General features: G+C 41.9%; 12 protein-coding genes. 3 read left to right on the forward strand and 9 right to left on the reverse strand.

From position 1 onward, the window contains the following. Positions 1-192 precede the first annotated feature (192 nt). The 5 genes from ribBA to glyA all read right to left on the reverse strand — a co-directional run bounded on the left by ribBA (position 193) and on the right by glyA (position 4,965). Positions 193-1,308, reverse strand: coding sequence for a bifunctional 3,4-dihydroxy-2-butanone-4-phosphate synthase/GTP cyclohydrolase II (gene ribBA / locus GZH31_RS12500; RefSeq protein WP_065979732.1), 1,116 nt, complete (start codon positions 1,306-1,308; stop codon positions 193-195). Positions 1,309-1,350: 42 nt separating this feature from the next. Further along, a complete protein-coding gene (locus GZH31_RS12505) occupies positions 1,351-2,004 on the reverse strand; it encodes a riboflavin synthase (RefSeq protein WP_036966322.1) in 654 nt (217 codons plus the stop codon). 4 nt (positions 2,005-2,008) lie between these two features. Next, positions 2,009-3,148 carry a bifunctional diaminohydroxyphosphoribosylaminopyrimidine deaminase/5-amino-6-(5-phosphoribosylamino)uracil reductase RibD gene (gene ribD / locus GZH31_RS12510; RefSeq protein WP_036966319.1) on the reverse strand — a complete coding sequence of 380 codons (1,140 nt, stop codon included), beginning with the start codon at positions 3,146-3,148 and terminating at the stop codon, positions 2,009-2,011. Positions 3,149-3,150: 2 nt separating this feature from the next. After that, positions 3,151-3,600, reverse strand: coding sequence for a transcriptional regulator NrdR (gene nrdR / locus GZH31_RS12515; RefSeq protein ID WP_036966316.1), 450 nt, complete (start codon positions 3,598-3,600; stop codon positions 3,151-3,153). A gap of 108 nt (positions 3,601-3,708) precedes the next feature. Beyond that, positions 3,709-4,965, reverse strand: coding sequence for a serine hydroxymethyltransferase (gene glyA, locus GZH31_RS12520; protein WP_036966312.1), 1,257 nt, complete (start codon positions 4,963-4,965; stop codon positions 3,709-3,711). Between the two features lie 294 nt (positions 4,966-5,259). Between glyA and GZH31_RS12525 the strand changes: the two genes are divergently transcribed. Beyond that, a complete protein-coding gene (locus tag GZH31_RS12525) occupies positions 5,260-5,628 on the forward strand; it encodes a hypothetical protein (protein ID WP_036966310.1) in 369 nt (122 codons plus the stop codon). Positions 5,629-5,663: 35 nt separating this feature from the next. On the opposite strand, the gene thrC is transcribed toward GZH31_RS12525, so the two are convergent. The 4 genes from thrC to GZH31_RS12545 form a co-directional block, all read right to left on the reverse strand. Next, the gene (gene thrC, locus GZH31_RS12530) at positions 5,664-6,947 is read right to left on the reverse strand and encodes a threonine synthase (protein ID WP_065979731.1); all 1,284 of its coding nucleotides are present in this window, start codon (positions 6,945-6,947) and stop codon (positions 5,664-5,666) included. Positions 6,948-6,965: 18 nt separating this feature from the next. After that, positions 6,966-7,892: a homoserine kinase gene (thrB, locus tag GZH31_RS12535; RefSeq protein WP_074988905.1), complete on the reverse strand. Its 927-nt coding sequence runs from the start codon at positions 7,890-7,892 to the stop codon at positions 6,966-6,968. A 9-nt stretch (positions 7,893-7,901) separates the two neighbouring features. Continuing rightward, complete coding sequence (gene thrA, locus GZH31_RS12540; RefSeq protein WP_036966303.1) at positions 7,902-10,319, reverse strand: bifunctional aspartate kinase/homoserine dehydrogenase I; 2,418 nt, start codon at positions 10,317-10,319, stop codon at positions 7,902-7,904. Between the two features lie 228 nt (positions 10,320-10,547). After that, entirely contained in the window at positions 10,548-10,922 is a 375-nt protein-coding gene (locus GZH31_RS12545) for a response regulator (RefSeq protein WP_036966301.1), read from the reverse strand. 235 nt (positions 10,923-11,157) lie between these two features. Here GZH31_RS12545 and GZH31_RS12550 point away from each other — a divergent pair, with 235 nt between their 5' ends. Next, positions 11,158-12,921 (forward strand): sensor histidine kinase, encoded by a 1,764-nt coding sequence (locus GZH31_RS12550; protein WP_036966299.1) that lies wholly within the window; start codon positions 11,158-11,160, stop codon positions 12,919-12,921. Positions 12,922-13,011: 90 nt separating this feature from the next. After that, positions 13,012-13,920: a recombination-associated protein RdgC gene (rdgC, locus tag GZH31_RS12555; RefSeq protein WP_036966297.1), complete on the forward strand. Its 909-nt coding sequence runs from the start codon at positions 13,012-13,014 to the stop codon at positions 13,918-13,920. Positions 13,921-13,926: the final 6 nt, after the last annotated feature.

A 13,926-nucleotide genomic window follows, 5' to 3' on the forward strand; every position in this document is an offset into this window, starting at 1 on the left:
GCGCAAAAATTACGGCGCATAATACCACAAAAATATAAAAGTCGCCTAGTTAACCTGAACTCTGGATAATAAATCTATCTCCAGCGGTTACTTTCAACGCTTACTGCCTTGAATTTACATGCAATAGGCCAAGAATACCTTGGCCTTAAAATTAGCTTGCTAGTAAATTTTGTTAACTAAGCTGTGCGTTAATTAAGACTGCGGCTCAACGTAATCAACCACTTCTAAGTGGAAACCAGACAATGCATGATACTTCTTCGGACGACTCATCAAGCGCATTTTCTCAATGCCAAGGTCTGCTAAAATTTGTGACCCCACACCCACAGTGCGTGACGTGCCTTGGAATTTACGATGACTGACATTTTCACCCGCATCTTCTGCTGCAAATGCTTTGACCGTTGCTTCAAGATCTTCGGTTGATTCTTGTTTACCTAAGATAACCAATACGCCGTTATGCTCAGCAATATAGGCCATTGCATCTGATAAACTCCAGCTACGATCTGCGCTGCGGTCTGACAGTAAAATATCGTTAAACGTACTTTGTAAGTGAACACGTACTAACGTAGCGTCATCTTTCGATACGTCGCCTTTTTGCAATGCATAGTGGAGCTGACCATCAATGGTGTCTTTATACGTGACTAAATCGAATTCACCGTGATCGGTTGGCAACTTACATTTTGCAACACGTTCAATGGTGGTTTCGTTTAGATTTCTGTACTCGATTAAATCAGCAATTGTACCAATCTTCAGACCATGCTCTTTAGCAAACACCTCAAGGTCGGGACGACGGGCCATGGTGCCATCGGCATTGAGAATTTCAACAATAACAGAAGAAGGCTCAAGACCAGCCAAGCGCGCTAAATCACAGCCCGCTTCAGTGTGACCCGCACGGGTAAGAACGCCGCCAGGTTGTGCCATAATAGGGAAAATATGACCCGGCTGTACGATATCGCTTGGCACAGCTCCTTTCGCAATGGCCGCTTGCACTGTGCGTGCACGATCTGCAGCTGAAATACCAGTTGTTACGCCTTTTGCAGCTTCAATCGACATTGTGAAGTTTGTTGAGAAAGCCGCTCCGTTATTTTTAACCATTAACGGTAATTCTAACTGCTGACAACGCTCTTGAGTCATGGTTAAACAAATTAAACCACGACCATGCGTTGCCATAAAATTGATAGCATCTGCACTTATGTGCTCTGCTGCGATAATTAAATCGCCTTCATTTTCTCTATCTTCATCGTCCATTAAAATAACCATTTTACCGGCTTTAATGTCATCGATAATTTCTTGCGCGCTGTGTAAATTCATAATGTGCCCATGAGAGTATGATTAATAATGACGTATCTTCGCTTATTTAATAAAACCAGCTTGCGCTAACAAGCTCATAGATATGTCTGAACGGGAAGGTTGTTCAGCCCCTTTGATCAGGCGCTCTAAGTAGCGAGCAATTTGATCAACTTCTAAGTTAACCTGCGTGCCCACTTGAAATTCTGCAATCGTCGTTTGCTCAGCGGTGTGTGGAACAATGGTCAGCTTGAAGCGATTTTGCTCGACCTCATTCACTGTTAAACTAATTCCATCAATACATACCGATCCTTTATACGGAATGTATTTCATTAAATTATGGTCGGTACTTAGCCAGTACTCTGTTGCTCTGGCATTGGCGGTAATGCTTTCAACTGTCGCGATGCCATCAACATGGCCTGACACTAAATGCCCACCAAGGCGAGAAATTGGCTGCATGGCCTTTTCTAGATTCACGGTTTGGCCTTTTTTATAGTGCGCAAACCCTGTCAGGCTAATGGTTTCATTTGATAAATCAGCACTGAAGCCATCGCTATGTTTAGTAACCACTGTTAAGCACACACCATTTGTTGCAATACTGTCGCCTAGTTTTACGTCTTTCATATCCAAATCATTACTTTGAATACGAATAGCAAGATCACCTTGTTTTTGTGTTAATTCAACAATTTTACCTGTTGCTTCAATTATTCCAGTAAACATAATGCTACTCTTTATCTTCAGTGTGTGTGGCTTGCTTTGCTTTGTACGCTGTTAAGCGGATATCGTCGCCAATTATCTGTGTGTCGGTAAACGTTAATTGAGTGACATCACCCATGGCTGTTACTTCTGCAAAGTTTAGTAAGCTTTTGCCCATATCACCTATTAACTTTGGGGCAATATAAACAATGTATTCGTCTATTAGGTCTTGCTGTGCAAAAGCGCCCGCTAGGGTTGCTCCTGCTTCAAGCCAAATATGATTAAATTGTAATTCGGCTAACCGTGCTAAAACGGCCGATAAATCAACTTTATTCTTGTTAGCTGCCACCACTTCGTGTTTTACAAAATGTGGCCATTGCTGCTGATTATCAAGCTGTGTTGTGAAAATAATCACCGGACTCTCAATACTAAATAAAGCGAGATCTGGGGTGAGTCTGTTTTGCGAATCGATAATCACACGTGTTGGCTGACGTATCGGCAATGATGTTGGCATTGCAAATGGCAGCTCTTCAGTACGCACATTTAATTTGGCGTTATCACTGATAACAGTATCTGCACCACTCAAAATTGCGCAGCTTTGTGCGCGAAATGCTTGAACGTCTTGGCGTGCTTGCGGACCCGTGATCCATTTACTTTGACCGTTATTAAGTGCCGTTTTTCCATCTAAACTACAGGCCATTTTACAGGTAACAAAAGGCAACCCTGTTTCCATTCGCTTCAAAAAGCCTTTGTTTAAATCGCGCGCCTGTTGCTCAAGTAACCCAGAGGCAACGTCAATACCTGCATCAGCCAATATTTGTAAGCCACGGCCACTGACTGCTGGATTTGGGTCTACCATTGCAGCAATCACTTTACTTACACCAGCCGCTTTTAGGCCTTCAGCACAGGGCGGAGTACGACCATAATGACTGCAAGGTTCAAGCGTCACATAGGCTGTTGCCCCTTTGGCATTATCGCCAGCAACGGCCAGTGCATTCACCTCGGCATGACCCTGCCCGGCAAGTTGATGAAAACCCTCACCAACTATATGGCCGTCTTTAACAAGTACACAACCCACATTAGGGTTTGGCGTCGTGGTAAAACGGCCCTGTTTGGCAAGCTCAATAGCGCGTGCCATATAAATGCTATCAAGTTCAGTGAACGACATGCTTAATCACCTAAACGGGCAATTTCTTCGCCAAACTCACGAATATCTTCAAATGAGCGATATACTGAGGCAAACCTAACATAAGCTACTTTATCAAGCTTTTTGAGCGATTCCATAATACACTCGCCGATTAAATGGCTTGAGATTTCACGCTCTCCGGTGGCACGTAGCTGTGATTTAATCACGTTAACGACTTCTTCGATTTGCTCTGTACTCACTGGGCGTTTTTCTAATGCGCGGTGCAGACCATTTAATAATTTGTCTTCGTTAAAAGGTTCTCGACTACCGTCTTGCTTTATCACCCTTGGCATAACAAGTTCAGCACCTTCAAAGGTGGTAAAACGCTCGTGACATTCGTTGCATTCGCGACGGCGTCTAACTTGGTGACCACCGCCAACAAGTCGTGAATCGATTACTTTAGTATCTTTTGCTGTGCAAAAAGGGCAATGCATAAGGTTAAACTTCCGTTTATAAAAAACAAAAAAAGACCGCTTAGTAAGCGGCCTTTATAATAGCAAAAAACAACACTATTGTTATCTTAATTACGGTTTAACCAGCAATTAAGCGTAAACAGGTAGTTTTTTACAGATTGCTTTAACTTTCTCTTTTACTTCTGCTTGTACTGATGCATCGTTGATGTTGTCTAGTACGTCACAGATCCAGCCAGCAAGTTCTTTAGACTCAGCTTCTTTGAAACCACGGCGCGTAATTGCCGGAGAACCAATACGAAGACCCGACGTTACAAACGGTGAACGTGGGTCATTTGGTACTGAGTTTTTGTTTACTGTGATGTTTGCATTACCAAGGGCAGCGTCAGCATCTTTACCTGTGATATCTTTATCAATTAGGTCTAGAAGGAATAAGTGGTTGTCTGTTTTACCAGAAACAACTTTATAGCCACGCTCTTGTAACACTTCAACCATTGCTTGTGCGTTTTTAACCACTTGCGCTTGGTATGTTTTGAATTCAGGCTGTAATGCTTCTTTAAACGCAACCGCTTTAGCAGCGATGATGTGACATAAAGGACCACCTTGGCCACCCGGGAATACGGCGCTGTTAAGCTTTTTATAGATCTCTTCATCACCACACGCAGAAACAATTAGACCGCCACGAGGACCCGCTAATGTTTTATGAGTTGTTGTTGTAACAACATGCGCGTGAGGGATTGGGCTTGGGTATACGCCAGCCGCAATAAGACCTGCAACGTGTGCCATATCTACGAATAAGTACGCATCCACTTTATCAGCGATTTCACGGAACTTAGCCCAATCAACGATACCTGAGTATGCAGAGAAACCCGCAATGATCATTTTTGGTTTGTGCTCTAGTGCTAGTGCTTCAACTTGAGCGTAATCAATTTCGCCCGTTTCTTCATTTAGGCCATATTGAATTGCGTTGTACGTTTTACCAGAAAAGTTAACGTGTGAACCATGCGTTAAGTGGCCACCATGAGCTAAGCTCATACCTAGTACGGTGTCATGTGGCTGAAGAAGCGCTTGGAAAACAGCCGCATTAGCTTGTGAACCAGCGTGCGGTTGTACGTTTGCGTAGTCTGTGCCGAATAACTCGTTTGCACGGTCAATTGCTAATTGTTCAACAACGTCAACGTGCTCACAACCGCCATAGTAACGTTTGCCTGGATAACCTTCAGCATATTTGTTTGTAAGCTGAGAACCCTGTGCTTCTAGCACGCGTGGGCTACAGTAGTTTTCAGACGCGATCAGTTCGATGTGCTCTTCTTGACGAGCCGTCTCTTTAGTGATGGCTGCAAATAACTCTGGATCGAAATCCGAAATATTCATGCTACGTTCTAACATGGGGTCTCCTAAGGCAACGTGTATGGTGTTTTTTTGAAGGCTATATTGTACGCTGAAAACGCACATTTGCCTATCGTGTAAAGATGAACATATTTAAACAGGGATTGAATTTATTTCACAGTGTTTTAATAATGATATTTTTTTATTGATACATAACGAAAATTTATGAATTTAAAATATTACATAGGTTTTTAAAATGTCATTTGCATAAAAAATAGCACACAGGCATTGCTTTTTACTATTTTCAAACTACCCTAATAGTCTTAATAAATATCAAGGATGGTATAAAATCTCATGTTAGCAAAACCTCTTTACGAAGCCGCCCCCTATGGCTACTTTATCCTCGGCATCAGTTGCATCACATTAGCGAATAATGTGGTGCCTACAGTCATTGGTATCGTACTCTTTTTACTGGGTGCAAATATTTGGCGAATGCGCTCAAATGCAAGACGCACAGATCATTCGAGTCAACGAGTAAATCAAAGAAAGCTCTATTATTACTATGAATTTAAACCATTTATTGTTTTTATTGCGGCATATACCTTGATCCAATGGACACAAAATGAACTTGTTTCAGTGATTGGCGTGTTACTGTGTATTACCGCTGTGGTGATTCTTGTGATGCGGATTTTAAACCGGCATAGTCATTCAATATTGCATTAAAAAAGAGCGGCTTAGCCGCTCTTTTTTATGGTTTTTTACGCCAGTTTTTTTAACAGCTCAGTACGCAAAAGCTGGTAATCACACACAATATCTTCTGCAAGACATTGCTTTGCTAACGCATCTGCTAAAGGCTTTGGCATCGGTAACTCAATCTCGAGTATTTCTTCCACGCTTTCTTTAAATTTAGCGGGGTGTGCCGTCGCTAAAAAGATACCCGCACTGCCCGGTGCAATGTTTTCTTTTAAGCCTTGGTATGCAATCGCAGTATGAGGCTCTGCAACATACCCTGTTTGATGAATTTTTTTCATCACCTCTTTGGTTGTCTCTTCATCGACACAGCTTGAATAAAAGTCATCATAACTAAACCATGCATTATCTAACATGTGCTGAACACGCGGCCAATTGTTTGGTTTACTCACATCCATCGCGTTCGATAACGATTCAATCGTTGCGTTAGGAGCCCACTCTTTATTTTGCAAGAAACGAGGCACCGTATCGTTTTGGTTGGTTGTTGCACTAAGTTTTGCCACTGGCATCCCTAGTACAGCGCCAATCATCGCAGCACACACGTTACCAAAGTTTCCACTTGGTACAGAGATATGCGCTTTAGCACGTTGCGCTTTTGGCAATTGCGCTATTGCTTCAAAGTAGTAACACACCTGTGCAACTAAACGACTGATGTTGATTGAATTCGCTGAGTTTAACCCTAGCTTTTCTTTTACTTCATCATCGAGAAACGCTTGTTTTACCATGCTTTGGCAATCATCAAAGCTGCCATCAACCGCATAGCAATGAATGTTGTTGCCTAACGTAGTGAATAGTTTTTGCTGTGCTAGCGAAATTTTGCCTTTCGGATATAGAATAACCACATCAATATTCGGTTTGTTGTAAAAGGCATGCGCAACCGCAGCACCTGTGTCACCCGACGTTGCGGTTAGAATGGTAACTTTTTCTCCTTGGCTAAATTGTGCAAGACACTCTGCCATGAAACGCCCACCAAAATCTTTAAACGCTAATGTTGGCCCGTGAAAAAGCTCTAAACAGTAAATATCCTTTTCGACTTCAACAAGTTTTACATCAAAGTTAAACGCATTTTGTACCATCTCAGCAACGGTGTCTGCGGGTAATTCATCCCCAATCAAATGGGATAAGATTTTGCTACTGCGAGTAACAAAGTCCAAATCCAATAAAGCATCAATATCAGCAATAGGCGCCAAGCTATCTGGAAAGAAAACGCCTTGGTTACGACCCAAACCCGTTTTTACAGCTTCAATAAACGACACCTGTTGTGTTGCATCTTTTAAATTATGTAATTGCATTGTAGTTCCTTAAATTCTTTATAGCTGTCGTGTGCCAAGCTGATCAAGCTGGCAAATATGGCAAAAACCATGTTCATTAATGTAATTATCATTAAGCCACGCTGCGCATTGCTTAGCGGCTTCTAGACTTTTACACACTGTAAAAAGAGTCGGTCCAGCACCCGAAATACTCACAATCTCAGCGCCAAGTTCTGGTAAAGCATGCTTCGCCTCGCTAAACCCGTTTATAAGTGGCGCTCGGTGTGGCTCAGCAATTTCATCACGCATAATTGATAAGGCATCATCAAAACGCCCTGTCAGTAACAAGCTACTAAATGCAGACAATCTTTGTGCGAACTCGACACTGTCATGCATTGATAGTTGCGTGGGTAAAACCGAGCGAGCTTTTGCCGTATTAAGAGAAAAGCCAGGAAAAGCTGCCACGTAATACCAGCGCTCATCAACCGGTAACGCAATGGATTTATTGGGAATAAGATCGCCTGTTAACTGTAAACCACCTAGGTAACATGGCGTGATGTTATCGTAATGACGACCACCACTCACAATCGCCTCAAAATCAGCCATAAGTTCAATCAACTGCTCTTGCGATAAGTCAGTTTTAGCAAACTGATCAAGCGCAGCAAATGTGGCAACCACCGAGCATGCACTTGAACCAAGCCCAGAACCGATTGGTAAGTTCTTTTTAAGCTCTAGTTTCACGGTGGGCATGGCCGGTGCAACATGCGCTTTAAAATGAATAAGGCACTGATAGGCAAGATTTTCTTCTGCGTTAGCTGGTAACTTACTGGCATACTCTCCTGAGCACACAAATGTGTCTTGCTCAGCTGCAGATACCTCAACCACATCACCAAGTAGGCTGCCATCAATAGGGGCCAATGCGGCACCTAAAGCATCAAATCCAACCGCAAAGTTACCGATAGAAGCCGGTGCGTAAATACGGATCATAACCTTCTCCTAGCGTGATAATGTTTTTAAGATATCAGCAAATACACCTGCGGCAGTCACTTCTGCACCCGCACCATAGCCACGGATAACAAACGGACGAGGCTGATAATATTGGCTAAGAATCGCCAGTGCATTTTCACCATCACGAATATCATAAAGTGCATGCTTACTATCAACCGCTTCAATACCTACTTTGCAGTGACCATTTTCAATAGTGCCAACATAACGCAGCACTTTACCTTCGCTTGCTGCACTTTGGATACGGTCATTAAAAGCAGCATCAAGACTGGGCAGCTTTTCCATAAACTCAGCAACCGAATCTCCCTCTGCAAACCCTGTTGGTAATACAGATTCAACTTCAATATCGCTTAACTCAAGTTCAAGTCCAGACTCACGCGCAATGATCAGCAGCTTTCTAGCAACATCGGTCCCCGATAAGTCATCACGTGGGTCTGGCTCAGTGAAGCCACTTTCTTTTGCCTTTACAGTTGCTTCGCTCAACGAGAGGCCATCTTGCAAAGCACCAAACATGTACGACAATGAGCCTGATAATATGCCGCTGAACTTAATAAGTTCATCACCCGCGCCAAATAATGACTTTAAATTATCAAGGACTGGTAAACCTGCCCCTACGTTGGTTTCGTATAAAAACTTACGGTTATTCTTTTGTGTCGCAGAAATCAAATCTTGATAGTACGCAAATGAGCTGGTATTTGCTTTTTTATTCGCAGCCACAACATGGAAACCAGCATTTAAGAAATCAACATACTGCGCGGCGAGTTTATCGGCTGAGCTACAATCAACAATAACAGGGTTGATTAAATGGTTTTGTTTCACAAATTGCTCAACGAGTTTTAAGTCAAAACCTTGCTCCGATACCGCTAATTTTTCTTGCCAATCACTAAAGGCAATACCGTCACTGTCGAGATAGAGTTGTTTTGAGTTAGCAACACCGTACAAATTAAGCTTAATATTGCGCTTTTCAAGCCATGCTTGCTGGCGCTCAAGTTGCTGGATAAGCTCTTGACCAACTAAACCACAGCCTAATAAGAACATATCGATTGATGGAATATGTGTAAAAAAGTTCTCGTGGCACACTTTCACAGCATCATTGCACAGCTCACCATCAATAACCGCAGAAATAGCACTCTCTGTTGAATCTTGGGCAATCGCCACAATGTTGACTTGCGCTTGCGCTAATGAAGCAAAGAATTTTGCTGCAAGACCCTTATGCGCTCGCATATTGTCGCCCACTAAAGTAACAATCGCTAAATTACGTTGTACTTGAACGGGTTCAATAAGCCCAGCTTGCGACTCAAGTTCGAAAGCCGTTTGCAACGCTTCTAGAGCCAGCGCTAAATCACTTTCGTGAACACAAAAACTGATACTAAATTCACACGACGATTGTGTAATTAACACAATCGATACATTGTCATGAGCAAGGGCATTAAACACCTTAGATGCCATACCCACTTTACCTTTCATGCCGGGTCCTGAGACCGTTAACATTGCAAGGTTTTGTAAGCTTGATAACGCTTTAACCGGTTCTGATGATACGCTATCGTTACTGATCACAGAGCCTTCAGCGCGAGGGTTATGAGTATTTTTGATCTCGCAAGGTACGCCAGCTTTAGCACATGGCAAAATTGTTTTTGGGTGTAACACCTTGGCACCAAAGTAAGAAAGTTCCATCGCTTCTTTATAAGACAGCGAATCTACTTTAGAGGCTTTTTTGATATAACGCGGGTCCGCATTGTAAACACCGTCAACATCGGTCCAAATTTGACAAACATCGGCTTCTAAGCAGGCTGCAGCAATTGCTGCCGAATAATCAGAGCCATTACGGCCGAGTGTTGTAAGCTCGCCTTGCTCATTAGCCGCAGTAAAACCAGGCATGATGTAAATGGTACTTGGTGCTGCTTTTAATGCTTCACGAAAACGCAACTTACTCGCAGCTAAGTCTGCTTCTGCATCAATATATCCACCAACAGAAGCAATACAATCGGTTGCCTCAAGGTAGTGCGCATTACTCTCTTTTAACATACGCTGCATGAGCGCTACACTCACTCGCTCACCAAAGCTAATAACATAAGCTTTAACTTGGTCTGGGCAGCACGTTAATAATGCAACACCATCCAATTTATTTTTTAGGTCATTTAAATTAGGCCAATTATCAACTGCGCCAAACTCTGCTTCTACATCCGCCTTTAACTGCTCACAACGATTAACCAGTGCATGCCATAACTCACTATAATCACGCCCCTGCTCTGCTGCACTCGCTAGCGCAACGAGTGAATCAGTCATGCCGCCCGGTGCAGAAAGCACTAATAGCATTTCATCTTTAAGTTCTTGTTTGACTAACTGAGCTACCTGTTGCAAACATGCGAAGTCAGCCAAGGACGACCCGCCAAATTTTAATACTCGCATTATTTATGTTTCCTCATCCCATAAACGAAAAAAGGCCTGTGTTCTAGTGAACACAGGCCTTTAATTTTGTTGCACCGACCTATGCCACTATCCCGTAAGGATGATGGTTGTAATAATAATGGTCGTTGCGTGATTAAATGTTTTCATAGCCCCTAGACTGCCTTAAAAACAGCCAGTCTGTCAACCCTTAATAAAAAGATAAATTATGCAATTAGGTTATATAAAGACTTAATGAATACCAAATTTATGCAAAGTTGTTTTTAAGCGGACAAGTTCTATCGGCTTATCAATAAAATCAATGGCACCAAGTTTTGCGACTCGTTGCTTCATTTCTGTTTGAATATCCGCCGAAATAACCAACACAAAACACTCTATTTTTTCGGCTTTAATCGTTTCAAGTACAGCAACACCATCAACTTCTGGCATGGTTAAGTCGAGGCAAAGCAAATCAAAGTTTTGCTGCCGCAATAAAGCAAGTGCCTCACGGCCGTTACTGGCTTGTTTAATGTCGGCACTGATGCAGTCACCTAAACAGCGTACGACCTGTTTTCGGGCAACGTTTGAATCATCACAGACAAGCACTGAAAAATTAGAATTACTCATGAAATATACATCTTCGCTGTTGCAAACACAGCGTTAATAGAGGATAAATTAAAGATGACTAATTTTATATCACACTTTTTAAAAGGCAGTAAGGTCAAGTTTTTTCATGATTTAGTTACAATCTGTAAATGATCCCGTAAAAAAGGATATATTTATTTATTTTTAATCATTTATTAGCTAACTTTAGAATTAGCTGAATGTATTACAAATCTCACCAAGGAGCTATGGATAATCCATGCTACAAAAAAGCCTGTCAAAAAAATTATTAACCAGTGTGCTCTCGGTTTATTTTTTATTAACGTTTGTCGTTACGTGTGGGCAGGTTATTGCTGAGTACGTTAATACCAAGGATTACATTCGCGATGAATTAACCACGTTGCAAAAAACATTCAGTCGCAGCCTCACACGCGCCATTTGGGAGCTGAACACTAAGCAAACGATCACCACAGCTGAGGGGTTACTTGCGATCCCTATGATTGAAGGCATTATTGTGCGAGATGACAGTGGTGAAGTGTTATCACAATTAGGGCGCTCTTTAGACATACATGAGTTATACAGTCAGCAGCTAGTGCAAGAAGAGGCGATTATTGAAGACACCCCGTCAGGTTTATTTGGTTACACTTTTCCGCTGATTTTTGAGTTTTCAGGCAGAGCCACCCAAGTGGGTGATGTCACCCTATTTTCAAGCCGAGACGTCGTATTTAGCCGTATTATGATCTCGATTTATTTCTTAATCGGTAATGCGATGATCAAAACAACATTTTTGATCATCCTATTCTTAATTGCCTTTAGAAAACAGTTAACAGAACCCTTAGCCCAGCTCACAGAACAAATAGAAGATCTTGAACTCAATGATTTAGAAGGTCGCCATATCGACATTCAAACCAGTGAGCATAACGAATTAAAAGTGATGGAAGAGTCATTTAATCGCCTGATTGATAAAGTGGTACTGTACCGAGAAGAGCTTGAACATACACAAAAAGAATTACTGATAAGCAACGAAAAACTGGATCAACAAAACCTGCAATTAGAGCAGGAAGTCGCTCGTAAGACATCAAACTTGAGCCAAGCAATGATGGACTTACAGCAACAAAAATACGAGTTAGAAAAACAAAAGTTCACCTTAACTGAAGAAATCGATTTACGTAAACAAACCGAACAAGAGCTCATAACAAAGCAAACTGAACTACAGCGTTACCTTGATGAACTGAACATGGCCCAAGAGCGGTTAGTAGGCTCAGAGAAAATGGCCGCATTAGGCGGGCTTGTTGCCGGTATTACTCATGATGTAAACACCCCGATTGGTATTGGTGTTACAGCGACCTCTTTTTTACAAGAGCGCCTGAATCAAATTGAAGCAGCCTATAAAGACAAAACCCTTTCGCCGAAAGCATTAGAAGAGTTTATAAACGACGCAAAACAAAGCACCAGCTTATTAACCAGTAATTTAGACCGTGCTTCTGAGCTGGTCGCCAGCTTCAAACAAATCGCGGTAGACCAAGCCAGTGAAGCGGTGCGTACAATTAATTTTAAAGAGTATTTAGGCGAGGTGATCCGCTCGTTACACCCTAAACTTAAAAAAACATCGCACCATATAAACCTAGATTGCCCTGAAGACTTAACACTCAATTTACCTGCGGGGGCAATTAGTCAAATTTTCACTAACTTAATCATGAATTCACTCATTCACGGTTTCGAAGGCATAGAAAGCGGCATCATAGAGATTGTTATAAAAGAAGAAGACGATGAGGTTATCATCGACTTTAAAGATAACGGTAATGGTGTAACTCAAGAGCAGTTAGAAAAGCTATTTGACCCATTTTTTACTACCAAGCGCGACCAAGGCGGCAGCGGTTTAGGCACACACATTACTTTTAACTTAGTAAAACAAACGCTCAGTGGCGATATAGAAGTAACAAGCGAGCCTGGACAAGGCTTGCATTACCATATTAGTTTCCCTAAAAACATGCCAAAGCCACTTTCAATGTTTAATACATAAACAAAACCCCCTGATGCCGAAATCATTCATTTCGGCATCACTTTTTTATTGCTATGATTGGGCAAATTTAATGAAAGGATTAGCCTAATTATGTGGTTTAGTAACCTTATCTGTTACCGTTTTAAACAAGACGTATCATACAACCAAGAAGACTTCGATAAAGCCCTAGAACAAGATCTGTTTCGCTCATGTGGTGGTCAAGAGTTATCAACGTTTGGTTGGACCAAAGCCTTTGGTAAACATGGTCAAACCCTATCGCACTTTTCTCAAGATAGCATTTTAGTGTGCGCAAAACGTGAAGAAAAAGTATTACCCGCAGCGGTTATTAACGAACTGGTTGCTGAAAAAGTAGAGCAGATTGAAGCGGAAGAAAACCGCCCAGTTAAGAAAAAAGAAAAAGACGAACTAAAAGAAAATATTCTGCATACGCTACTTCCTCAAGCATTCAAAAAGTCGAGCTTACAGTTTGCATTTATTGACCAAAAGAATGGCTGGGTGGTTGTTAACAGTGGTAGTTTTAACAAAGCCGAAGAACTTCTTGCCTTGTTACGTAAATCGTTAGGGTCGTTACCTGTAGTGCCCGCATTTGCAAACTATGATCTCGATGTGTTTCTAACCGATTGGCTAACACAATTTAATGCGCCTGAGGGGTTCGCTATTGGCAACGATGCAGAACTTGAAGAAGCAGACGATAGTGGCGCACAGGTTAAACTTAAAGGCCATGATTTATCGTGTGATGAAGTGAAATCGCATCTAGAAAATGGCAAGCGCGTGACTAAGCTTGCACTTGATTGGCAAGAGCGAGTTAAGTTCATGCTGCAAAACGATGGGTCAATAAAACGACTAAGCTACTCAGAAACACTTAAAGAAGAAAACGCCGATATCCCTAAAGAAGATATGGCCGTAAAATTAGATGCAGACTTCATTTTAGCATCTGAAGAAATTAAGCAATTACTTGAAGAACTAACTCAAGGATTAGGAGATGCAAGCGATTTATAATCAGCT

It is taken from the genome of Pseudoalteromonas sp. JSTW (assembly GCF_013423925.1).
GTDB classification, from domain to species: Bacteria; Pseudomonadota; Gammaproteobacteria; order Enterobacterales; family Alteromonadaceae; genus Pseudoalteromonas; species Pseudoalteromonas lipolytica.

Excerpts from the sequence above, each read along its gene's own strand:
- ribBA (WP_065979732.1), bottom strand. The coding sequence starts at position 1,308 with ATGAATTTACACAGCGCGCAAGAAATTATCGATGACATTAAAGCCGGT.
- GZH31_RS12505 (WP_036966322.1), bottom strand. The coding sequence starts at position 2,004 with ATGTTTACTGGAATAATTGAAGCAACAGGTAAAATTGTTGAATTAACA.
- ribD (WP_036966319.1), bottom strand. The coding sequence starts at position 3,148 with ATGTCGTTCACTGAACTTGATAGCATTTATATGGCACGCGCTATTGAG.
- nrdR (WP_036966316.1), bottom strand. The coding sequence starts at position 3,600 with ATGCATTGCCCTTTTTGCACAGCAAAAGATACTAAAGTAATCGATTCA.
- glyA (WP_036966312.1), bottom strand. The coding sequence starts at position 4,965 with ATGTTAGAACGTAGCATGAATATTTCGGATTTCGATCCAGAGTTATTT.
- GZH31_RS12525 (WP_036966310.1), top strand. The coding sequence starts at position 5,260 with ATGTTAGCAAAACCTCTTTACGAAGCCGCCCCCTATGGCTACTTTATC.
- thrC (WP_065979731.1), bottom strand. The coding sequence starts at position 6,947 with ATGCAATTACATAATTTAAAAGATGCAACACAACAGGTGTCGTTTATT.
- thrB (WP_074988905.1), bottom strand. The coding sequence starts at position 7,892 with ATGATCCGTATTTACGCACCGGCTTCTATCGGTAACTTTGCGGTTGGA.
- thrA (WP_036966303.1), bottom strand. The coding sequence starts at position 10,319 with ATGCGAGTATTAAAATTTGGCGGGTCGTCCTTGGCTGACTTCGCATGT.
- GZH31_RS12545 (WP_036966301.1), bottom strand. The coding sequence starts at position 10,922 with ATGAGTAATTCTAATTTTTCAGTGCTTGTCTGTGATGATTCAAACGTT.
- GZH31_RS12550 (WP_036966299.1), top strand. The coding sequence starts at position 11,158 with ATGCTACAAAAAAGCCTGTCAAAAAAATTATTAACCAGTGTGCTCTCG.
- rdgC (WP_036966297.1), top strand. The coding sequence starts at position 13,012 with ATGTGGTTTAGTAACCTTATCTGTTACCGTTTTAAACAAGACGTATCA.